Here is a 22008-nt window from a genome sequence, read left to right on the forward strand (position 1 = left end):
CCATGATCCGCCACACCGTCGCGTTCCGGCTCCGCCACGCCCCCGGTTCGGCCGAGGAACGCGAATTCCTGACCGCCGCGCTCGCCCTCGGTGACATCCCCGGCGTGGAGAAGTTCGAGCAGCTGCGGCAGACCAGCGCCAAGAACGACTTCCGGTTCGGCTTCTCGATGGAGTTCGCCGACCAGGACGCCTACACCGCCTACAACGAGCACCCCGTGCACACCGCCTTCGTCGCGCAGCGCTGGGTGCCCGAGGTCGAGGACTTCCTCGAGATCGACTACGCGCCCCTGTGACCGGACTGATCAGGAATCGAGAAGCGCGGGCCCTCGGGCCTCACCTAGCGTGACCGCCACAGGCGCCAGCCGACGCCGGCGCCGAGGCACCGATGGAGAAAAAGATGAGCAAGGCCAAGAGGACGGGCACGCCCGAGCCGCACCCCGCGGACAGCCATGACCTGATCCGCGTGCACGGCGCGCGCGTGAACAACCTCAAGGACGTCAGCCTGGAGATCCCGAAGCGCCGGTTGACGGTGTTCACCGGGGTCTCCGGTTCGGGCAAGAGTTCGCTGGTGTTCGGCACGGTCGCCGCGGAGTCGCAGCGGCTGATCAACGAGACCTACAGCACCTTCGTGCAGGGGTTCATGCCGACGCTGGCGCGGCCCGATGTCGACGTGCTCGACGGGCTGACCACGGCGATCATCGTCGACCAGGAGCGGATGGGGGCCAACCCGCGGTCCACGGTCGGCACCGCCACCGACGCCAACGCGCTGCTGCGCATCCTGTTCAGCCGGCTCGGCAAGCCCCACGTCGGCTCGCCGCAGGCGTTCTCCTTCAACGTCGCCTCGATCAGCGGGGCGGGCGCGGTCACCTTCGAACGCGGCGGGAAGACCACCAAGGAGCGCCGCGACTTCACCATCACCGGCGGCATGTGCCCGCGGTGCGAGGGCCGCGGCTCGGTCTCCGACATCGACCTCACCCAGCTCTACGACGACTCGAAGTCGCTGGCCGAGGGCGCGTTCACCATCCCGGGGTGGAAGTCGGACAGCCAGTGGACGGTGCAGACCTACGCCCAGTCCGGGCTGGTGGACCCGGACAAGCCGATCCGGAAGTACACCAAGAAGGAGCTGCGGGACTTCCTCTACCACGAGCCGATCAAGATCAAGGTCAACGGCATCAACCTCACCTACGAGGGCTTGATCCCGAAGATCCAGAAGTCGTTCCTGTCGAAGGACCGCGAGGCGATGCAGCCGCACATCCGGGCCTTCGTCGACCGCGCGGTCACCTTCACCACCTGCCCCGACTGCGACGGCACCCGGCTCACCGAGGCCGCCCGGTCCTCGAAGATCAAGGGCAAGAGCATCGCCGACGCCTGCGCGATGCAGATCAGCGACCTCGCCGAATGGGTCAGCGGGCTCAAGGAGCCGTCGGTGGCGCCGCTGCTGGCCACGCTGCGGCACACCCTCGACTCGTTCGTGGAGATCGGCCTGGGTTACCTCTCCCTCGACCGGTCTTCGGGCACGCTGTCCGGTGGTGAGGCGCAGCGCACCAAGATGATCCGCCACCTCGGGTCCTCGCTGACCGACGTCACCTACGTCTTCGACGAGCCGACCATCGGCCTGCACCCGCACGACATCCAGCGGATGAACAACCTGCTGCTCCAGTTGCGGGACAAGGGCAACACGGTGCTCGTGGTGGAGCACAAGCCGGAGGCCATCGCGATCGCCGACCACGTGGTCGACCTCGGTCCCGGCGCCGGTTCGCGGGGCGGCTCGATCTGCTTCGAAGGCACGATCGAGGAACTGCGGGCCAGCGACACGCTCACCGGCCGTCACCTCGACGACCGGGCCAAGCTCAAGTCCGACGTGCGCACGCCGTCGGGTGTGCTGGAGATCCGTGGCGCCGACCGGCACAACCTGCGCGAGGTCGACGTGGACATCCCGCTCGGCGTGCTGGTCGCGATCACCGGGGTGGCCGGTTCGGGCAAGAGTTCACTGGTCCACGGCTCCATGCCGACCTCGGCCGGGGTGATCTCGGTGGACCAGGGCGCGATCCGCGGCTCGCGGCGCAGCAACCCGGCGACCTACACCGGCCTGCTCGAGCCGATCCGCAAGGCCTTCGCCAAGGCCAACGGCGTGAAGCCGGCGTTGTTCAGCGCCAACTCCGAAGGCGCGTGCCCGACCTGCAACGGCAACGGCGTGATCTACACCGACCTGGGCCTGATGGCCGGGGTCGCCACGCCGTGCGAGCAGTGCGAGGGCAAGCGGTTCCAGGCCGCGGTGCTCGAACTGCGCTTCGGCGGCCGGGACATCAGCGAGGTGCTCGCGATGTCGGTGGCCGAGGCGGAGGAGTTCTTCGGCGAGGGCGAAGCCCGCACCCCGGCCGCGCACGCGATCCTGACCCGGCTCGCCGACGTCGGCCTCGGTTACCTCAAGCTCGGCCAGCCGCTGACCACCCTTTCGGGCGGCGAGCGGCAGCGGCTGAAGCTGGCCATGCACATGGGTGACAAGGGCGGGATCTACATCCTCGACGAGCCGACCACGGGCCTGCACCTGGCCGACGTCGAACACCTGCTCGCCCTGCTCGACCGGCTGGTGGACGCGGGCAAGTCGGTCATCGTGATCGAGCACCACCAGGCCGTCATGGCGCACGCCGACTGGATCATCGACCTCGGCCCGGGCGCCGGCCACGACGGCGGCCGGATCGTCTTCGAAGGCACCCCGGCCGAACTGGTCGCCAAGCGCTCCACTCTCACCGGCGAACACCTCGCGGAGTACGTCGGCGGCTAGCCGAGTGTCACAAATGTGGCGCGGTGTCTAGCGGTGGTTGCAACTCCTGAGTGAGGAGGGGTTGTGATGGGTCGTCGGTTGTTGCCGGTGGGTGTGGTGGCGGGGTTTTGGGAGGGGGTGCGGGCGGGGTTGTCGGTGCGGGCGGCGTCGCGGGTGGTGGGCGTGTCGCACGAGACAGGGCGGCGGTGGTTCGCTCAGGCTGGTGGGGTGAGTGCGAACGCGAGGATTCCCCGGCCGGGGTCGGGCCGGTTTTTGAGCCTGGCCGAGCGGGAGGAGATCGCGGTGGGGATCGCCCGGGGTGAGTCCAACACGCAGATCGCCGCCCGGCTGGGGCGGGACAAGTCCACCATCGGCCGGGAGATCGACCGCACCGTGGGCCGGGTGCTGGGCACCGAACACGCCGGCACCGATGCGCGAGAACACTACCGGGCCTCGGTCGCGCACGAACTGGCCCGCGAACGCGGCAAACGGCCGAAACCGGCGAAACTGGCCGTGCACCGGCAACTGCGTGAGCAGGTCCAGGCCGGGCTGAACCAGAAATGGTCCCCCGCGCAGATCAGCGCCACCCTGCCCGAGCAGTTCCCCGACGACCCCGGCATGCGCATCAGCCCGGAAGCGATCTACCAATCACTGTTCGTCCAGGCCCGGGGTGCGCTGCGGCGGGAACTGGCCGCCTGTTTGCGCACCGGGCGGGCACTGCGGGTCCCGCGTAACCGGGCCCGCGCCCGCGCGCAAACCTCGAAACTGGGCCACCCGATCCCGATCTCCCAGCGCCCCGCCGAAGCCGCCGACCGCGCAGTACCCGGACACTGGGAAGGCGACCTCATCCTCGGCAGCGCCAACACCTCCGCGATCGGGACCCTGGTCGAGCGCTCCACCCGCTTCGTCATCCTGCTCCACCTGCCCGACGGGCACACCGCCGAACAGGTCCGTGACGCGATGATCCCCGCCATCACCGCCCTGCCCCAGCATCTACGCCGCTCCATGACCTGGGACCGCGGCAACGAAATGGCCCGCCACCCCGACATCACCCTGGCCACCCGGATGCCCATCTACTTCGCCGACCCCGCCAGCCCCTGGCAACGCGGCTCCAACGAAAACACCAACGGACTACTCCGCCAGTACTTCCCCAAACACACCAACCTGACGACCCACACCGCCCAAGACCTCGCCCACGTCGCCACCGAACTCAACAACCGCCCACGCCAGACACTGGGCTGGCACACACCAGCCCGATGCCTACGTGAACTACTATCCCAACCAACCTAAGTTGCAACCATCGGTTGAGACCACCTGGCTTTGGGGGCCGAATACGCTCCCAAAGCCACATTCGTGACATCGCAGCTACCGGGTGATCCGGTCCAGGGGGAGGTGGAGCACCTGGCCTTCCGGGACGGCGGCGTTCTGTTCGCGGAGGCGGGTCAGGTCGGCGTCCGGGAGTGCGCGGCGGTGGAAGCGGATCTCGTCCAGGTCGCCGGTCCAGCGCTGGGTGTTGTCCAGCCGCTGTCCCACGATGAACTGCCACGAGACGGTCTGGCTGACCGAACCCGCCGGTGCCGGGCCGGTGGCGGCTTCGGTGCCGTCGACGGTCAGGGTCAGGCTGCCGCCGGTGCGCCGCAGGGCGACGTGGTGCCACCGCTGGTCGTCGTACGCGCTGCCCGTGGTAATCGTCTTCGTGCCGCCCGGGGTGGTCATCGTGGCGACCAGCCGTCCCAGCCGGGGTTCGGCCCGCAGCCACACCTGCGGGGCCGTCCCGCCCATGCCGCCCAGCCAGGTCAGCACCTGGTCGCTCTTGTTCTCGCCGTAGCGGAACCAGCCGCTCCAGGTGAACTCACCCGCGCCCGGCAACTGGGCGCTGTCGTAGGGCACCCGCAGGTAGCCGTCCAGTGCCACCGCGCGTCCGAAGCGTCCGTCCACAGTGGAGGATTCGCCGACGACGGTGGCGTCCGCGTGCCGCCGCGAATGGTCCGGAGTGGATGGTCCGGCCGGGTTCTTCCAGCCCAGGTACTCCTCGTCGAACCGGGCGAACCGGATCTCGTCGCGTGCGTCCACCGGGCCGCCTTCGTACATCAGCCCGATTTCCACCGCGGCGGACCGCGGATCACTGATCTGCACCAGGTCCGAGTACCCCGACCAGTCCGACGTCAGCCGCGTGCCCTGCTCCACGGTTTCCCAGCTGCGCCCGCCGTCGTAGGACGAACGGATCATCATCCACCGCCGCCGGTCGGTGTCCGACGGCGACGAGAACAGCAGCCGCTCCGGCTTGCCCGGCCGCTGCAACCGCAGCACCGAGCCCTGCACGATCGGCGTCACCAGATCGGGGATCGTGGTGAACGGGGTGCTGAACGACTCGCCGCCGTCGCGGCTGATGGCGAACGTCCGGTTGCCGACATCGGTGCCGCCCTGCTCGCGTCCGGCCGCGTAGACCGTGCCGTCGGCCAGTTCGGCGACGCTGATCTCCTGCGGTTTCTGGGTGTAGGTGGTGCCGACCGGGTGCGGGAAGTCGTTCAGCGCACCGATCTTCCAGTTGTCCCCGTGGTCGTCGCTGTAGATCAGCGTCGCGTGGTTCTCCACCGAATCGGTGCCACGGGCGGTTTCCGCGTTCACGCCGAACACCAGCCGTCCCGCGTGCGGGCCCTTCTCCAGCTGGATGCCGTGCACCGGCCCCGAGGCGTACCAGGCTGTCCATTCCGGACGCTTGACCTGCGCGCCGATGTCCCGCGGAGCCGACCACGTCTTGCCGTCGTCGTCGCTGTGCTGCTGGTGCGGGAAGCGCGGGCACGGGATGGCGCAGCCCTTGTCGTCGTCGCGGCCCGCGTTGTAGGTGCTGACCAGCACGATCCGCCCGGTCTGCCGGTCCACGATGGGTACCGGGTTGCCGTGGGTGTCCCCATCACCGGAGTTGACCACCTGCAGTGGTGACCACGTGCGCCCGCCGTCCTCCGACCGCTTGAGCACCAGGTCGATGTCCCCGGTGTCACCGCAGTTGTCGACGCGGCCCTCGGCGAAGGCGAGCAGGGTGCCGCGCGCCGTCTTCACGATGGCGGGGATCCGGAAGCAGGCATACCCCGGATCCCGCGAAGCCTTGAACAACACCTGCTGATCGAGCGAGACGGCGGGAGCCGCCGCGGCGGGTACCGCGAATCCCGCCAGCAGCAGGCAGACCAGGAGCAGCGCACGCTTCACGAGGTTCTCCTCACTACAGCGACACCACGCGAGCCGAGCACGACCTCGTCCAGCGCGACCCCGGGGTCTCCCAGTAGATCCGGTGCGGGTGCGGGCAGCGGCACGGTGACGTCGGTGGTGTTGTGGTTGAGCACGATCAGGTAGTCGTGCCCGGTGCCGCGGCGGACCACGGCCTGCACCCCGTCCGGCAGCCCCGGCAGCACCGGAGCGGCCGACGCCTCCGCCGTGACGCGGTCGAACAACGCGCGCATGCCGTCGGCGTCCGGCCGGGTGGCCAGGTACCAGGCGACCCCGGCGCCGAACTCGTGCCTGGTCACCGCGGGGCGCCCGCCGAGTTCACCGCCGGCGAACTCGGCGATCACTTCGGCGCCTTCGAGTTCGACCCATTCCGACCACACCGTCGCGCCGCTTTCGGCCCCGTCGGCGAACCGCACCACGGTCGAGCCGCCGTCGGGCAGCGGCCAGAACTCGTCCACCCGCAGCCCGAGGATTTCGCGCAGCGGCACGGGATAACCGCCGAGGTACGCGCGGTCGCAGGCGTCCACGATGCCGGAGAAGAACGACACCACCAGGTGCCCGCCGCGCTCGACGTAGCGGCGCAGATTGGCCGCGACCGCCTCGTCCATCAGGTACAGGCTCGGCACCACGACCAGCTTGTACCCGGACAGGTCGCGCTCCGGGTGCACCACGTCGCAGGTGATCCCCGCGTCGAACAGCGGCGCGTAGTGCGCCAGGTGCGTTTCGAGCTGGTCGAGGTCACCGGAGGGGTGGGAGTCCAGTTCCAGTCCCCACCAGCTTTCCCAGTCGTGCAGGATCGCCACGTCCGCGTCGATCCTGGTGCCCGCGAGTTCCGAGACCGTGGCCAGCTCGCGGCCGAGCGCGCTCACCTCGCGGAAGGTGCGGGTGTCCCGGCCGCCGTGCGGCACCATCGCCGAGTGGAACTTCTCCGCGCCGCCGCTGGTCTGCCGCCACTGGAAGAACAGGATCGCGTCGGCGCCCCTGGCCACCGCCTGCCAGCTGCCGAGCCGCATCTCACCGGGGGCCTTGGGGCTGTTGCGGTTGCGCCAGTTCACCGCGCTGGGTGCCTGCTCCAGCAGCATCCACGGCTTGCCGTCCTTGAGCGAGCGCACCAGGTCGTAGGCGAAGGCGGCCTCGACGTGAGACCGCGGGTCGTACGGATCGGGGTAGGAGTCGAGGCTGACCACGTCCTCGTGCGGGACCCAGCGGTGCCAGTCGAGCGACTTCTGCACCCGGCCGACGAAGTTGGTGGTGATCGGCACGTCCGGGGTGAGCCGCCGCAGCACCCGCTGTTCGGCCAGGTAGCAGCCGAGCGAGGCGTCCGAGGAGAACCGGTGGAAGTCCAGCTGCTGCGCCGGGTTCGGGAAGGTCGGCGCCACCCGCGGCGGGAACACCTCGGCCCAGTCTTCGTACTGCTGCGACCAGAAGGTGGTGCTCCAGGCGTTGTTCAGCGCGGCGATGTCGCCGTAGCGCTCGGTGAGCCACCGCCGGAAGTCCGCGGCCGAGATGTCGCAGTAGCAGGCCCGGATGTGGCAGCCGTACTCGTTGCCGATGTGCCACATCGACAACGCGGGGTGGTCGCCGTAGCGGGTGGCGACCTGCTCGGCCAGCCGCGTGGCGTAACGCCGGAAGACCTCGCTGGACGGGCAGAACTGCTGGCGCGCACCGGCGGACAGCCGCGTGCCGTCCGCCCGCACCGGCAGCACCTCGGGGTGCAGGTGGGTCAGCCACGGCGGGGGAGAGGCGGTCATCGTGGCCAGGCAGACCTCGACACCGGCGGCACCGAGCTTGTCCATCACCGTGTCGAACCAGCCGAAGTCGTACTCGCCCGGCCGCGGTTCCACGCCCGCCCAGGAGAAGATGCCCGCGGTCACCATGGTCACCCCGGACTCGGCCATCAGCTCGATGTCGGAGTCCCAGACCTCGGCCGGCCAGTGCTCCGGGTTGTAGTCGGCGCCGTAGTGGATCTTCCCGAACATCAGATCAGCCCCGATTCGGCGAGTTTCTCCTTGATCTGCAGCAGTTCCTCGGCGTCGAGCGGCAGTTGCGGCGGCGCCATCACCGCGTTGTCGATGAACCCGCGCAGTTTCATGGCCGCCTTGAACGCGCCGAGCGCGGCCGAGCCGCGGCCCATGCGCGCCGGCGGTGCCACGTCGGTGATGGTGAACAGGCGCAGCAGGCGTTCCTGGATCCGCCGGGCGGCGTCGAGCTCACCGGCCAGCACGTGCCGGTGGATGGCCACGTACCCGTCCGGGTCGACGTTGGCCAGCCCGGGCACCACGCCGTCCGCGCCCATCGACAGCGCCGCGTCCACCACCAATTCGGAACCGGTGAACACGGCGAAGGAGTCGAGCCCGCGTTCCTTCTTGCCCAGCAGCACGAACCGGAACCCGGCCTCGTCGCCGCTGGAGTCCTTCAGCCCGGCGAGCACCCCTTCGGCGGCCAGCCGCAGCACCATCTCGCGGTCCAGCCGGTTGTGCACGGCCACCGGGATGTCGTAGGCGAAGATCGGCAGCTCGGTGTGCTCGCGGATGAGCCGGAAGTGCCGCTCGATCTCGGCCACGTGGGTGCGCGTGTAGTAGGGCGCGGTGACCACGATCGCGTCGGCACCGGCGGCTTCGGCGTCGCGGACGTGGGCGAGCACGCGCAGGGTGGTCATGTCGATGCACCCGGCCAGCACCGGCACGCGCCCGGCGGCCTGGTCCACCGCGGTCTCCAGCACCACGCGGCGGTGCTCGTCGGGAAGGAAGGGCACCTCGCCGGACGAGCCGAGCACGAAGATCCCGTGCACTCCGGCGGTCAGCTGGCCGTCGATGTGCCGCCGGAAGGAGGCGGTGTCGACGGTCCAGTCGTCGTGCAGCGGGGTGCACAGGGGCGGGATGACCCCGGCGAACTGCGTGGCGGTCATGATGGGCTCACTCCGATGGTCTCGGCGGGCATTTCCGGGTGGATGCAGCGATAGGTGTGACCGGGCGAGCCGGTGGACAGCGGGGGCAGTGCTTCGGCGCAGGCGCCGGTCGCTTTGGGGCACCGCGTGCGGAATCCGCAGCCGCTCGGCGGCGCGGTGGCCGAGGGCACCGGCCCGCTCAGCACGATCGGCTCGACCGGGTCCAGCAGGCTCGGCGTGGCCGAGAACAGCGCCCGGGTGTACGGGTGACGTGCCGCACCGGGCAGTTCGGTGGCCGGTGCTTCCTCGACCACGCGCCCGAGGTACATGGTGACGATGCGATCGCTCATCTTCCGCACGGTCTGGATGTCGTGGGAGACGAAGACCATCGCCAGGCCGAGCTTCTCACGCAGGTCGATGAGCAGGTTGAGGATCTGCGCGCGGACCGAGACGTCCAGCGCCGAGGTCGGCTCGTCGGCCACCAGCAGCGACGGCTCCAGCGCGAGCGCCCTGGCGATCGCCACGCGCTGGCGCTGCCCGCCGGACAGCTGGCCCGGGACCGCGTCCGCGACGCTGTCCGGCAGCCCGACCAGGGACATCAGCTCCCGCACCCGCTCGGTGCGTGACGCACTCGTGCCCACGCGGTGCACGTCGAGCGGGTCGCGGATGATCCGGGACACCGCCAGCCGCCGGTTCAGCGCGGTGGCCGGGTCCTGGAAGATCATGCCGACGTCCCGGCCGAACTTCCCGCCCCGGTCGGCGGTGGGCATTTCCCACAGCGAGTCGCCCCGGTAGCGCACGGTGCCCGCGGTCGGCCGCTGCAGGCCGACGAGCACCTTGGCCAGAGTGGACTTCCCGCAGCCGGATTCGCCCACCACGCCCACGGTTTCGCCGGGGCTCAGCGTCAAGTGCGCGTCGGTCAGCGCGTACACCGAGGCGCGGCCGAACAGCCGGTCACCGGCGATCCGGTGCACCACGTGCACGCCGTCGAGTTCGAGCAGGCTCACGACCGCGCTCCTTCGGTGAGCAGGGCTTCTTCGTCGATCTCTGCGGGGAAGTGGCAGGCCACCTGGTGCTGCATCGCCTTGCCCGCGATGACCGGTGCCTCGGTGCGGCAGCGGGACCGGGCGGCCGGGCAGCGGTCGGCGAACCGGCAACCGTCCGGGAACTCGGCGGGCGCGGGCACCACCCCCTTGATCTGCGTGAGCCGCGCCTGGCTCGCCTCCAGCGAAAGCACCGCGCTGAGCAGCCCGCGGGTGTAGTGGTGGCGCGGCGCGCCCACCACGCGTGCGGTCGTGCCGGTCTCGGCGACCTGGCCGCCGTACATCACCACCACGCGGTCAGCCACCTCGGAGACCAGCGCGAGGTCGTGCGAAACCAGGATCAGCGCGAAGCCGAGTTCCTCCTGCAGGCGCAGCAGCAGCGAGATGACCTGCGCCTGGACCGTGACGTCCAGCGCGGTGGTCGGCTCGTCGGCGACGATCAGCTTGGGGCTGCGGGAAAGCGCCATCGCGATCAGCACCCGCTGGCGCTGCCCGCCGGACAGCTCGTGCGGATAGGCCCGGAGCGTCCTTTGAGGATCCAGGTTCACCAGCTCCAGCAGCTCGGCCGGGCCGCGGGTACCGCCGCGCCGGGTGAACTGCTTGAGCTGCGAGCGGATGGTCATCGCCGGGTTCAGCGAGCTGAGCGCGTCCTGGTAGATCATCGAGATGTCGTGACCGAGGTGGCGGCGGCGCTCGGCGGGCCGCAGCGCGAGCAGGTCGCGCTGGGCGAACCGGATCTGCCCGGTCACCCTGGCCGCGCGCGGTTGCAGTCCCATGATCGACAGCGAGGTCAGCGACTTGCCGCAACCCGACTCGCCGATCAGGCCGAGCACCTCGCCCGCCCGCACCGAGAACGACACCCCGGCCACCACGTCGACCCCGTTGTGCCGGTCGGGGAAGGAGATCGCCAGACTGTCCACTTCGAGCACCGGCGGCCGGTCGTCGAGCTGACGAGCGGTTCGCGAAAGCCGGGTGCCGACCTCGCGCAACCCGGAAATGGGCAGCACCGGCTCGGTGTTCTCCGCGGCCTCCTCGAGCGCGACCTGCTTGGCCGCGCGGCCCGCCTTGGCGCTACGGGCCGATGGCGCCGCCCAAGCGTCGGAAATGCCCTCGGACAACACGTTCAGCGCGAGCACGGTGAGCAGGATGAGCAGCCCGGGGAAGACTGTGGCCCACCAGCCGCCGATCAGCACCAGGTCCTTGCCGTCGGAGAGCACCGAGCCCCACGACGGGTCGGGTGGCTGGATGCCCGCGCCGATGAACGACAGCGACGCCTCGAACACGATCGCCTCGGCGACCATCACCGTGCAGAACACCAGCACCGGTGCCGCGCAGTTGACCGCGACGTGGCGGATGAGGATGAACCGGCGTTTCGCGCCGATGATCCGTTCCGCGTCGACGTAGTCCTCGCTGTACTGGGCCAGCACGTTCGCCCGCACCACGCGGGCGATCGGCGGCATGTTGACGAAGGCGATCGCGAGGATCAGCACGCCGATGCCGCGGCCGAACACCGCGACCAGCACCGCGGCCAGCGCGATGCCGGGGAAGGCCATCACCACGTCGAGGACCCGCATCAGCACCGCGTCGGTCCGGCGGCCCGCGGTCGCCGCGAGTGAGCCGAGCAGCGCGCCCGCGACCAGGGCGAGGGCGGTCGCGCCCAGGCCGATCGCCAGCGACCAGCGGGTGCCGGCGACCAGCCGCGAGAAGACGTCCCGGCCGGACTGGTCGGTCCCGAACCAGTGCCCGCCCGCCGGTCCACCGGCGTCGGTGCTCAGCGCGTTCGGGTCGTGCGTGGTGAACAACTCCCCGAACAGCGCGACCAGCACCAGCGCCGCCAGCACCCCGGCGGCGATCCACGAAGCGGCGCCCAGCCGCCTGGCGCCGCTCACGCGTGGCTCCGCAGGCGCGGGTTCGCCAGCAGGTACAGCAGGTCGACGATCAGGTTGACCAGCACGAAGCCGATCGCGATCGTGATCACGAAGCCCTGCACCTTGGCGGTGTCGCCGTCCTTGACGGCCTGGATCATGTTCTGCCCCATTCCCGGCAGCGCGAACATCGTCTCGATCACCACGGCCCCGCCGAGCAGGTAGCCGACCCGCAGGCCGAGCACGGTGAGCGGGTTGACCAGCGCGTTGCGCAGCACGTTGCGCCCGACCACGACCACCGGCGGCAGCCCGCCACCGCGGGCGGTCCGGACGTAGTCGCGGTCGAGTTCCTCCACCATGGAAGTGCGGATGATGCGGGTCAGCTGCGCCGCCACCGGCATGGCCAGCGCGATCGCGGGCAGCGCCATCGAATTCAGCCAGCCGCCGAACGAGTCGTTCATGCTGACGTAACCGCTGGTCGGGAACAGGCCCTCGCCCACGGCCAGCCACTGCACCAGCAGCAGCGCCACCCAGAACGCGGGCGCGGCCACCCCGGCCAGGCTGACCAGCCGGATCAGCTGGTCCGGCCAGCGGTCGCGGAACAACGCCGAGGTGATGCCGAGCAGCACCGCCAGCACCAGCGCGATGAGAAGGCCCATCAGGGTCAGCTGCACGGTCAGCGGCAGCGCGGTGGTGATGGTCTCGCCGACCGGCTGCTTGGTGATCACGCTGGTGCCGAAGTCGCCCTGCAGCAACTGCCAGACGAAGTTCACGTACTGCAGCGGCAGCGGGTCGTTGAGGCCGTTGGCCTCGCGGAACGCTTCGAGCTGCTCCTGGCTGACGTTGGCACCCTCGAACGCGGCCAGCGCCGGGTCGGTGGGGGAGAAGCGCATCACGATGAAGACGAAGAGGATGACCCCGAGCAGCAGCGGCACCAAGGCCAGCACGCGCCCGGCGAGCATCCGCACGATGACGACCACGAGAGCGATCCCTCCGGCTCAGACCGGCTTGGCCTGGTTGAGGTAGATGCCCGGATAACCCTGCGCGCGCACGCCGCTGACCGCCTTCGGGTCCCAGGCGGTGCCGAGCTGGGTGAACACCACCGGGTAGATGACCGCGTGCTCGGAGATCAGGTCCAGCAGCTGTTTGGTCAGCGCGGCGCGCTTGCCGGGATCGACCTCGGCGGCGGCCTGGTCCTGCAGCGCGAGCAGCCCCTGGGCGTCCGCGCCGGTCCAGCGGGCGTAGGTCTTCATCAGCAGCGACTTCTCGGCGTAGTAGTAGCGGATGAGCAGGTCCGGGTCGTTGCCGAACTGCTGCGGGTTGTTCGTGGTCGCCACCACCTGGAAGTCGGCACCGGAGTCCAGCTTGGAGAACAGCGCCTTGGTGTCCTGGGAGTCCAGGGTGGTCTGCACGCCGATGGCGTCCCAGCCCTCCTTGATCACCTTGACGCAGTCGGCCACCAGCGAGGTGTTCGAAGTGGACAGTGAGATGCTCAGCCCGTCCACCCCTGCCTGGCGCAACAGGTCCTTGGCCTTCTCGGGGTTGTAGCCGAAGTCGTGCACGGCCGGTTGCGAGGCGGGCAGTGCCGGGTTGATGAACGAGGTGGCAGGCGTGCCCGCGCCCTTGAGGCCGATCTCGACCATCTTCTTGTTGTCGATCGCGTAGTGCAGCGCCTGGCGCACCAGCTTGTTGTCGAAGGGTTTGTGCGCGGTGTTGAACAGCAAGAACAGGTTGTTGCCGCCGTCGGCGAATTCGACCGTGCGCCCGGCGGCCCGCAGTTGCTCGGTGTTCGCGGCGGGGATGTTCTCCACGATCTGCGCGTCCGGCGCGGCCCCGGAGATCGCGGCGACGCGGGGAGCGGCGTCCACGATCGATTTCCACAGCATCTTCTGGTACGCGGCCGGGCGCGGGCCGTTGTAGTCGGCGAACTTCTCGAACGCGGTGTGGCTCAACGGTGCCTGCTCGGTGATCTGGTACGGCCCGGAGCCGACGACCTTGCCGCTGGCCGCGTCCGCCCACTTCCCCTCGTACACGTGCTTCGGCAGGATCTTGCAGGTCTGGATGCGGTCGAGCGCGTAGGGGAACGGGAACTTCAGCACGAACTCGACCGAGCGGTCACCGGACTTGCGGACCTCCTGCAGCCAGTGCGAGAAGAAGCTGTGCACCAGCACGTTCTCCTTCGGGTCGAGCGCGCGGGCGTAGGTGAACACCACGTCGTCGGCGACGACCGGCTGCCCGTCGTGCCACTTCGCGCCTTCGCGCAGGTCGAACCGGAGCGTGGTGGCGTTGAGGTCGGCCGGCAGCGCCTTGGCCAGCGCGGGGAAGGATTCGCGGGTGATCGGGTCGCCCTCGACCAGCGATTCGTAGACGTGCAGGTTCGCCGCCATGGAGAACGCCGACGCGGTCTGCAGCGGGTCCCACGACTGGTTGTTGCCGTAGCCGAGCACCGCGGTGATCGAGCCGGTGGAGTCGCCGGTCTTGTTGGTCGACGCCGGTCCGCCACCGCAGGCGGCCAGCGCCGAGGAGAACGCCGCCGCGCCACCCGCGAGTGCGGAGTAGCGAAGCAGGTCGCGCCGGCTGAACCGGCGCGCGGATCCGATCGGGCTGTGGGGCATGGCGTCTCCCGGTGTGTGCACCAACGGCGATGGTGGTCATCGGACGTGGGATGTCCGACGTGGGCCGAACTGTAGGAGGCGGCGCGCTACCCGGTCAAGGGGTCGCATGACGTACGATGTCCGACGCAACCGGTCGGTGACCGAACGTATCCGAGGAGACCAATCGTGGCGCGTCCCCAACGTGGTGCCGAGATCACCCGCCAGATCATCGACCTGATCGTCGAGCGCGAACTGCCGTCCGGCGCGCCGATGCCGACCGAGCTGAGCCTGATGGACGACCTCGGCGTCAGCCGGACGTCCATCCGCGAGGCGATCAAAGCCCTGCAGGCGCTGGGCATCGTCGAGGTCCGCCACGGCCACGGCACCTTCGTCGGCTCCGGCGGGCCGGAGGCGCTGCAGACCTGGCTGATGTTCCGCACCCGCACCCGCCGCGGTGACGTCGGGCGGCTGCGTGATCTGCTGGAGCTGCGCGAAATGATCGAAACCGAGCTGACCCGGCGGGTCGCCACGATGCACCGCCCGGAGCTGATCGGCGAACTCGAGGCGTGCGTGGCCCGGATGCGCCGCAAGGGCCCGGACAGCGCGGCGGCCGACCGGGAGTTCCACGACCTGCTCGGCGCGGAGGCGGGCTTCGCCCTCGCGCGCGAGCTGACCGGGTTGTTCTGGGACGTCTACCGCGCCACCGAAGCCGAGGTCGGTGGTCCGGCCTCGTCCCCGGCGAGCACGGCGAAGCGGCACCAGCGCATCGTCGACGCGCTGGTGCGCGGGGACGCCGACGCCGCCGTCGAAGCCATGCACCGGCACTTCGACGAAGTGCGCAAGCGCGCGAACGCGGGCCCCTACGGCGGCTTCGGCGAATCAACTCCGGGTTCGTGACCGGGCGATGCTCACCTGGGGGTGCAGCGGGCGTGGTTCCAGGCCCTCCACGTCCAGCACCAGATACCAGTGCGCGGTGGCGGGCACGGAGATCTTGAACAGCGGGGTGGTCGCCACGCCGCCGTGCATCTTGTAGTACTGCTTGCGCTGGTAGGCGTTGTAGTTGACCTCGGTCAGCAGGCGGACGTTGGCCATGGTGTTGAGGCGGACGGTGATCACCGTTTCGCGCTGCACCATGCCCAGGTCGAAAACTTTGTCGTGCACGGGATCCTCGATTCACCGGAAGCGGAAAAGGCGCTGGTCGCGGTGAATCGCTCAGTCGGGGCGGCTGCCCGGTTTGATGGAACGCCAGAGCGGCAGGTCGTCGCCGAGGTAGGAGACCACGTAGCCGAGGACGAGTTCCCGGCTCTCCGGCGCACTCCAGGCCGGAGGGCCGTGCGGGGTGGTGTTGGCGCCGCTGGACGCCGGGATCGGGGCCACGGGATGCGGCGCGCTTCCCTCGCCGGGCAAGGGGAACGGCTTCTCGGACGGCGAGGCCGAGCCGGTTTTCCGCGCGGTGGCGTGGCTTTCGATGGCCGGCGCCTCCGCGGTCTTCTGCTGGTAGGTGGTGGTGGTGGTGGTGGCCTGCACGTCGTCGTGCGCGAGGAAGACGTTCGCGGCTTGTGCGTGCTGCGATGGGGTCGGCTGGGGGAGCGGTCTCGCGGCTGTTTGCTGTTTCTGGCCGCCGCCTGCCTTGACGCACGCGCCGGGGAACCAGGCCGGACCGGAGGGGAAGCGGGGCAGCTGGGGTGCGGCTTCGACCACCTTGCTCACCGCTTCGCCGGTGAGGCCGAGGACCGGTGAGACCGTGCGCTCGACGAGACCGAGCAGCGGTGTGGTGGCCCGGACGAGGACGGCCACCGGTTCGCCGACGAGTTCGAGGATCGGCGCCACGGCTCCGGCCACCGCGTTGCCGGCGAGCCCGAGCACCGGTTCGAGCACGGTGGCCACTGGTCGAACCACTCCGGCCACCGTGTCGCCGGTCAGGTCGAGCACCGGCGACAGGACCTGCACCGGCTCTTCGAGGAGACCGAGCACGGGCGCCACCGCGTCGACCGCGTCGGCCACGGTGTGCTCGGCGAGGTCCACCACCGGCGCGACAGGCTCGAGGACGGTGTCCCGGGTGAGTTCGAGGATCGGCGCCACCGGTTCGGTCGCGGTGTTCACGGTTTTGCCGGCCAGGTCGAGGATCGGGGCCACCGGCTCGAGCGAGCCCTTGCCGAGCACCGAGCCGACCGGTTCGGCCACCGCGTCCGTGGTGGCGTCGAGGACCGGCAGTCCGGCCTTCGGCTTCACGGGCTCCGGCTTCACGGGCTTCGGTTCCGCGGGTTCTGTTTTCGTGGGCTTCGGCTTCGCTGGTTTTTGCCAGTGGCCCAGCAACGCGTCAATCGGATTCACCAGATCGTGTAAGGATTTCTCGGGCTGAGCCGGTGGCTCGACCAGTGGTTTCGCCTCCGCCGCGCTACTGAAAACGCACGAGACGGCGAACAACGCCAGCACCAGTCCGGCCAGCCACAGCAGCGCACGCACCAGCGTGTGCCGCTGCACTCTGCCGTCGGGCGAAGCCACCGCCGGACACCTCCGAAACCGGATGAACGCGCTCCCAGTACCCCCAGCCTCGATTATTCACGGCGATCCCGCTCGCCGGTGCGCCCGAACGGCCCAGCCTGGAAGAGGTTTGGCCTCCGCCGATCCGGGGGTACGCCCACCACCATGTGGTACGCGGTGAGCACTCCGGCAATCGTGATGATCCTCGCTCTGCTGCTCGAACGGTACGAGCGCAGATGCGATATCGACGCGCCACCCCGGCGTTCCCGTCGGCGTCAGACCTGGGACTCGGCCAGCAGCGCGAGCGCCAGCGCCTGGAGTTCCGGTCCGGCCTTGTCCGGCGTCCCGGTGTCGAACGGCGGGCGCGGGTCGTACTCGACGGCGAGTTGCAACGCCTGGGCCGTGCGGTCGTCGGCGAGCAGCGAGGCCAGGTAGAGCGCCATGTCCTGCCCGGCCGACACCCCGGCCGAGGTGATGATCTTGCCGTCGCGGACGTACCGCTCGTTGACGAAGGTAGCGCCGAGCGACTCCAGGTAGGCCTTGCCGGACCAGTACGTCGTCGCGCGCAGGCCGGTCAGCAGCCCGGCCTTGCCGAGGATCATCGAGCCGGTGCACACCGAGGTGGTCCACTTCGTGCGCCGGTGGATGCCGCGGATCCACTGCAGCACGCGGGGCCGCTCGAACACCGCGAGCACCGCCCGCTCGCTGCCGCCGGGCACCAGCAGCACATCGAGTTCGCGCACCTCGTCGATCGACTTCTCGGCGAGCAGCGCGACGTCGCCGGTGTCCGTGCGCACCAGGCCGGGACGTTCCGCGAGCATGGTCACGCTCGCCCCGGGCAGGCGCGCGAGGATCTCCGCCGGGCCGGTGGGGTCGAGCAGGCTGAACCGGTCGTAGAGCAGGATGCCGATCCGCGGCCCGGTGGCGGGGGCGGCGACGGCCGCCGGAGCGGCAACCGCGCCCACCCCCGCTCCGACGCCCGCCACGGTCGCGGCCCGCAGTACCGTGCGGCGTCGCATCAGCGCGTGTCCTCCACCCGGGACTTGCGCAGGCCCAGCAGCGCGTCCACCACCAGGAACCCGATCAGCGTCACGCCGAAGACCGGCAGGAACCAGGCCGCCAGCGCCCCGGCCACCACGAGCGCGACCAGCCCCGCCGGGGGCATCGACCGCCAGCCGCCGCGGGCGAAGGGCTTGCCCATGGCGAACCCGTCGCGGGTCGGCCTGCGGTGCCACCACATGCGGTAACCCAAGACGACCATGGTGATCAGCGCGAGGCAGACCACCGCCAGCACGAGCTGGTTCGGCAGCCCGAACAGCATGCCCATATGCGCGTCGATGCCCCAGCGCGCGAGTTTGGCGCCGAGCGGGTAGTCGTCGAACCGCAGCGTCTCCAGCACCTGGGCGCTCGCCGGGTCGATCGCCACGGTGTCCTGCTTCGACGGCCAGCTGGTCTCGATCTGCTTGACCAGGTAGACCTCGCCCTCCTTGGGCAGGGTGAGTTCGACCCGTCCGTCGAGGCCGTGCGCGCGGGCCGCGGCCAGCACCCGGTCCGGTCCGGCGTCGGTCACCGGTGCCGAGCCGCTGTGCTCGCTGTGCCCGGCGTGGCCACCGTGTTCGGCGTGCTCGGACATGCTGGCGGACAGCGCCGGTGTCTGCCACGACAGCGCCTGGCGCACGTCGGTGATGCTCTCCCCGGCGTACTGCGACCAGGTCAGCCCGGTCACCGACAGGAACAGCAGCACGATGGCGACCCACGAGCCGGTCGCGGCGTGCCAGGCCACCAGCTTCCGCCTGCCTTTCGCGCGCCGGTCGGCCGCGCGGTGCTGCCGCCGCTTCGACCACCACAGCACCAGCCCGCCGAGCACCACCACCCACAGCCAGCTCGCCGCGAGTTCGCTGTACAACCGGCCGAAGTCGCCGAGGTGCAGGCCGCGGTGCATTTGGTCGATCCAGGTGCGCACCGGCGTCGCCTGGCTGGACCCGTAGGTCTCCAGCACGCCGCGCACCTCGCTGTTGTACGGGTCGACGTAGGCGGTCAGCCAGTGGCTGGCTTCCAGATCGGGCCTGCTGAAGATGACCTGCGTGGTGTCGGTCGCCTCGGGGCCCGGCCGGACCCGCACCACCGTCGCGTCGGGCACCGCTTGGCGCGCGGCCGCGAGCTGGCTCTCCAGCGGCTGGGCCGAGGAGCCGGCGGGCACGGTCATCTCGTGGTCGTAGACGACCTGCTCCAGCTGCGGGGTGAAGATGTAGAGCAGCCCGGTCAGCGCGGCGACCAGCAGGAACGGGCCGATGAAGACACCGGCGTAGAAGTGCAGGCGCAGCAGCAGCGGACGCGCCGAGCGACGTCGCGCTCTCGCCGCTTCCGGGTCGGTTCCAACGAACTCGTCAGTGGTCACGTCGCTACAGTCGGCCGGAAGTCGCGGGAAGTTCCCGGAGATCCGGCGTTCGTCGCCTCAGCGGTGCGCGAGCACCAGCCAGGCGGCGGCCAGCCCGCCGGAGTTGGTCGCGGTGTGCACCGCCATCGGGGCCAGCAGGCTGCGCCCGGTGTGGCGCCACCAGTGCAGGAACACCCCGGCCCCGGCGGCGCCGAGCATCGCCAGCACGGAGATCAGCCACAGCGGGAAGCCGCCGAAGGCCTCGGCCACCGCGGCGTTGCGGACCAGGGCGAGCGAGGGCAGCAGGTGCCAGAGCCCGAACAGGCCGGCCGCGCCGAGCACCGGACCCCACCGCCAGCGCTGGTCCGCGCCGAGCAACGCGGGCAGCACGCCCCGGAAGGCGACTTCCTCGATCAGCACGGTGCCGAGCGGGATCCGGATCAGCGTCTGCCACAGGACCTCGGTCAGGTCGGGCGAGCCGACGCGGCCGTCGTCGAACAGCGGGCGCAGCGCCGGCACGGCGAGCGCGACGCCGAACGCCAGCAGCACCACGCCCATCCCGATCAGGCCGGCCACCGCGCCGCGGCCCAGGTGCCGCCTGCCCAGGCCCATCTCCGGCGACGCCACGCCGGACGCGCGGGCGAGCACCACGAGCAGCAGCGCGGCGATCGTGCCGCACACCGGGTACGCCCAGCCCGGGAGCACGCGGTTGGCCAGGAAGGTGGCGGCGGCGAGCAGGAGCACGGCCACCACGACGGCGAGCACGCGGGGACCACCGCCGGTGCGCACAGTCATGCCCCGACCGTAGATCGCCGCGCGCCGCTCCGCCGGGTCAGCTCAGGTCCAGGACGGCCTTGCCGCGGATCCGCCGGGACAGCAGGGCGTCCACCGCGCCGGTCGCCCGTTCCCACGGAACGCGGTGGCCGACCTGCGGGTCGAGCTCGCCGCGGCCGAGCAGTCGTGCCAGGTAGGCGAGGTCCTCGCCCAGCGGCACGGAGATCACGAACGGTTCGAGCCTGCGGTGGCCACCACGCAGGCGCTCGGCCTCCCAATCGATCGTGGTCGCCTCACCGGAAGCCTTGCCGACGGCCAGCGCGACCCCGCCCGGTTCGAGGCGGGCGAACGCCTCGGCCAGCAGCGGACCGCCGACGTTGTCCAGCACGCCGGTCAGCGGCTCGCCGGTCAGTCCGGTGACCACCTCCGCCGCACCCAGCCCGCGCAATCCCGCCCCCCGAGCGGGATCGCCGACGAGCGCGACGACCTCCGCGCCCGCACGGGCCGCCAACTGGACGGCGAACCGGCCGACGCCCCCGGCCGCGCCGGTGACCAGCACCCGCCGCCCGAGCACCGCGCCAAGCGCGCGCACCGCCTGCAACGCGGTGACCCCGGCGACCGGGAGTGCCGCCGCGGCGCCGAGATCCACGCCGTCGGGCACCACGGCGAGGTTCGCCGTGTCGACCGCGCGGTGTTCGGCCCAGCCGTCGCGCCAGCCGAAGGTCGTCACCCGGGCACCGGCCGGTGGGCCCGAGCCGTCCGCCGCGGGTTCGAGTACCACGCCCGCCGCGTCCCAGCCGGGCACTTCGCCGGGTTCGCGCTGCTGGGCGAGGTAGGCGACCTCACCGAAGTTGATCGAGACGGCCTTGATGCCGATCAACGCCTGCGAGGCGGTCGGCACGGGTTCGGGGACTTCGGCCAGCCGGAGGCCGCGGGGCGCGGCGGGATCGTGCACCAGCGCACGCATGGGAGTTCCTCTCCTGCTCAGCGGATCAGACCGGCGTGCTGTTCGAGGAACTTCGCCACGTCGCCGGGGTCTTCGAGGGGGAGCGGGTAGACCACCAGCCGGTCGACGCCGAGGTCGGCGTAGCGGCGGGCCTGCGCGGGATCCACGGCGACCGGGTCCAGTTGCATGAAGATGATCTCCAGCTTGCCCAGCCGAGCGGGCCGCTCGACCTCGTCGGCGGCGCGGCGGAGGCCTTCGAGGTGCCGGACGAGGTCGTCGGCGGTGCCGTTGCCGAACCAGCCGTGCCCACGGGAGACCGCCCGCCGGAACGCCGCCGGACTCGCCCCGCCGACGACGATCCGCGGCCCACCCGGCGACACCGGCCGCGGGTGCGCGTCGATCTCGGCGAAGTCTGCGAACTCGCCGTGGAACTCCGGGTTCGGCTCGGTCCACAACGCGGTCATGGCGTCGAGGTACTCGTCGGTGCGCTTGCCGCGCCGGGCCATCGGCACGCCGATCGCGGTCATCTCGGGTTCGAGGTACCCCGCGCCCACGCCGAGCAGCAGCCTGCCGCCACTGAGCACGTCCAGGCTGGCGGCCTGTTTCGCCAGCACCAGCGGATTGCGCTGCGGCAGGATCACGATCGCGCTGCCGACCTGGAGCCGCTCGGTGACCGCCGCGACGTAGGTCAGGTGGACCAGCGGATCGAGGAGGCCGTCGGTGGGCTCCATCGGCGAGCCGGGGGTCCGCGGGCTGGGCAGCACCACGTGTTCACCGGCCCACCAGGAGGTGTACCCCAGCTCTTCGGCCAGTCGCGCCAGGCGCCGCGTGTCGGCCGGTCCCAGCGTCGCTTTCATGTTCAACCCGTGCACACCCAGTTCCATGACGCCCATCGTGCGGTTGTCTCGTGGTTCTCGTCCAAGACCTGGTGTGATAGCCATCGGTTATCGAGACTCTCGCGTCACGCTTGCATGCCGCTGTCCCGGAGGCCGTAACACAGCGTCAGCTCGCGGCGTCTGACAAGACCAAACGAGCCACAGAGCGTGGCC

General features: G+C 70.6%; 18 protein-coding genes. 4 read left to right on the plus strand and 14 right to left on the minus strand.

Annotated elements, in window-relative coordinates:
• Positions 1-2: 2 nt before the first annotated feature.
• From L3Q67_RS30205 to L3Q67_RS30215, 3 genes are all read left to right on the plus strand, one after another.
• Positions 3-293, plus strand: a complete 291-nt coding sequence (locus L3Q67_RS30205; protein ID WP_499184821.1) for a Dabb family protein — start codon at positions 3-5, stop codon at positions 291-293.
• Positions 294-397: 104 nt separating this feature from the next.
• Complete coding sequence (locus tag L3Q67_RS30210) at positions 398-2785, plus strand: excinuclease ABC subunit UvrA (RefSeq protein ID WP_499184822.1); 2388 nt, start codon at positions 398-400, stop codon at positions 2783-2785.
• Between the two features lie 66 nt (positions 2786-2851).
• On the plus strand, positions 2852-4054 hold the full coding sequence (locus L3Q67_RS30215) for an IS30 family transposase (protein ID WP_499184553.1): 1203 nt from the start codon (positions 2852-2854) through the stop codon (positions 4052-4054).
• 75 nt (positions 4055-4129) lie between these two features.
• On the opposite strand, the gene L3Q67_RS30220 is transcribed toward L3Q67_RS30215, so the two are convergent.
• The 7 genes from L3Q67_RS30220 to L3Q67_RS30250 are packed head-to-tail and all read right to left on the minus strand — an operon-like array spanning position 4130 to position 14399.
• Positions 4130-5971 carry a sialidase family protein gene (locus L3Q67_RS30220; RefSeq protein ID WP_499184823.1) on the minus strand — a complete coding sequence of 614 codons (1842 nt, stop codon included), beginning with the start codon at positions 5969-5971 and terminating at the stop codon, positions 4130-4132.
• Entirely contained in the window at positions 5968-7968 is a 2001-nt protein-coding gene (locus L3Q67_RS30225; protein ID WP_499184824.1) for a beta-galactosidase, read from the minus strand. Before L3Q67_RS30225 ends, L3Q67_RS30220 begins: the two co-directional genes overlap by 4 nt.
• Positions 7968-8897, minus strand: a complete 930-nt coding sequence (locus L3Q67_RS30230; RefSeq protein WP_499184825.1) for a dihydrodipicolinate synthase family protein — start codon at positions 8895-8897, stop codon at positions 7968-7970. Before L3Q67_RS30230 ends, L3Q67_RS30225 begins: the two co-directional genes overlap by 1 nt.
• Positions 8894-9883, minus strand: coding sequence for an ABC transporter ATP-binding protein (locus L3Q67_RS30235; RefSeq protein WP_499184826.1), 990 nt, complete (start codon positions 9881-9883; stop codon positions 8894-8896). Before L3Q67_RS30235 ends, L3Q67_RS30230 begins: the two co-directional genes overlap by 4 nt.
• Entirely contained in the window at positions 9880-11808 is a 1929-nt protein-coding gene (locus L3Q67_RS30240) for a dipeptide/oligopeptide/nickel ABC transporter permease/ATP-binding protein (protein ID WP_499184827.1), read from the minus strand. The genes L3Q67_RS30235 and L3Q67_RS30240 overlap by 4 nt, the downstream gene beginning before the upstream one ends.
• Positions 11805-12764, minus strand: a complete 960-nt coding sequence (locus L3Q67_RS30245) for an ABC transporter permease (RefSeq protein ID WP_499184828.1) — start codon at positions 12762-12764, stop codon at positions 11805-11807. Before L3Q67_RS30245 ends, L3Q67_RS30240 begins: the two co-directional genes overlap by 4 nt.
• Before the next feature lie 18 nt (positions 12765-12782).
• Complete coding sequence (locus tag L3Q67_RS30250) at positions 12783-14399, minus strand: ABC transporter substrate-binding protein (RefSeq protein WP_499184829.1); 1617 nt, start codon at positions 14397-14399, stop codon at positions 12783-12785.
• Between the two features lie 165 nt (positions 14400-14564).
• On the opposite strand from L3Q67_RS30250, the gene L3Q67_RS30255 reads away from it, so the two are divergent.
• Positions 14565-15275, plus strand: a complete 711-nt coding sequence (locus L3Q67_RS30255) for a FadR/GntR family transcriptional regulator (RefSeq protein WP_499184830.1) — start codon at positions 14565-14567, stop codon at positions 15273-15275.
• On the opposite strand, the gene L3Q67_RS30260 is transcribed toward L3Q67_RS30255, so the two are convergent.
• From L3Q67_RS30260 to L3Q67_RS30290, 7 genes are all read right to left on the minus strand, one after another.
• On the minus strand, positions 15258-15539 hold the full coding sequence (locus L3Q67_RS30260; protein WP_499184831.1) for a DUF1883 domain-containing protein: 282 nt from the start codon (positions 15537-15539) through the stop codon (positions 15258-15260). The genes L3Q67_RS30255 and L3Q67_RS30260 overlap by 18 nt on opposite strands.
• A 51-nt stretch (positions 15540-15590) precedes the next feature.
• Positions 15591-16883: a hypothetical protein gene (locus L3Q67_RS30265; protein ID WP_499184832.1), complete on the minus strand. Its 1293-nt coding sequence runs from the start codon at positions 16881-16883 to the stop codon at positions 15591-15593.
• Between the two features lie 254 nt (positions 16884-17137).
• Complete coding sequence (locus L3Q67_RS30270) at positions 17138-17881, minus strand: DJ-1/PfpI family protein (RefSeq protein ID WP_499184833.1); 744 nt, start codon at positions 17879-17881, stop codon at positions 17138-17140.
• Positions 17881-19260, minus strand: a complete 1380-nt coding sequence (locus L3Q67_RS30275) for a PepSY-associated TM helix domain-containing protein (protein ID WP_499184834.1) — start codon at positions 19258-19260, stop codon at positions 17881-17883. The genes L3Q67_RS30270 and L3Q67_RS30275 overlap by 1 nt, the downstream gene beginning before the upstream one ends.
• A gap of 57 nt (positions 19261-19317) precedes the next feature.
• Positions 19318-20034: a CPBP family intramembrane glutamic endopeptidase gene (locus L3Q67_RS30280; protein WP_499184835.1), complete on the minus strand. Its 717-nt coding sequence runs from the start codon at positions 20032-20034 to the stop codon at positions 19318-19320.
• Between the two features lie 37 nt (positions 20035-20071).
• Entirely contained in the window at positions 20072-20980 is a 909-nt protein-coding gene (locus tag L3Q67_RS30285; protein WP_499184836.1) for a zinc-binding dehydrogenase, read from the minus strand.
• 17 nt (positions 20981-20997) lie between these two features.
• Positions 20998-21843, minus strand: coding sequence for an LLM class F420-dependent oxidoreductase (locus tag L3Q67_RS30290; protein ID WP_499184837.1), 846 nt, complete (start codon positions 21841-21843; stop codon positions 20998-21000).
• Positions 21844-22008: the final 165 nt, after the last annotated feature.

Origin of the sequence: Saccharothrix sp. AJ9571 (genome assembly GCF_021725495.1) — a bacterium.
GTDB lineage: Bacteria > Actinomycetota > Actinomycetes > Mycobacteriales > Pseudonocardiaceae > Amycolatopsis > Amycolatopsis magusensis.

Bases quoted from the DNA above. Each gene is read 5' to 3' on its own strand.
- L3Q67_RS30215 (WP_499184553.1), top strand. From the start codon at position 2,852: ATGGGTCGTCGGTTGTTGCCGGTGGGTGTGGTGGCGGGGTTTTGGGAG.
- L3Q67_RS30270 (WP_499184833.1), bottom strand. From the start codon at position 17,881: ATGCGACGCCGCACGGTACTGCGGGCCGCGACCGTGGCGGGCGTCGGA.
- L3Q67_RS30225 (WP_499184824.1), bottom strand. From the start codon at position 7,968: ATGTTCGGGAAGATCCACTACGGCGCCGACTACAACCCGGAGCACTGG.
- L3Q67_RS30250 (WP_499184829.1), bottom strand. From the start codon at position 14,399: ATGCCCCACAGCCCGATCGGATCCGCGCGCCGGTTCAGCCGGCGCGAC.
- L3Q67_RS30205 (WP_499184821.1), top strand. From the start codon at position 3: ATGATCCGCCACACCGTCGCGTTCCGGCTCCGCCACGCCCCCGGTTCG.
- L3Q67_RS30280 (WP_499184835.1), bottom strand. From the start codon at position 20,034: ATGACTGTGCGCACCGGCGGTGGTCCCCGCGTGCTCGCCGTCGTGGTG.
- L3Q67_RS30230 (WP_499184825.1), bottom strand. From the start codon at position 8,897: ATGACCGCCACGCAGTTCGCCGGGGTCATCCCGCCCCTGTGCACCCCG.
- L3Q67_RS30290 (WP_499184837.1), bottom strand. From the start codon at position 21,843: ATGGAACTGGGTGTGCACGGGTTGAACATGAAAGCGACGCTGGGACCG.
- L3Q67_RS30285 (WP_499184836.1), bottom strand. From the start codon at position 20,980: ATGCGTGCGCTGGTGCACGATCCCGCCGCGCCCCGCGGCCTCCGGCTG.
- L3Q67_RS30210 (WP_499184822.1), top strand. From the start codon at position 398: ATGAGCAAGGCCAAGAGGACGGGCACGCCCGAGCCGCACCCCGCGGAC.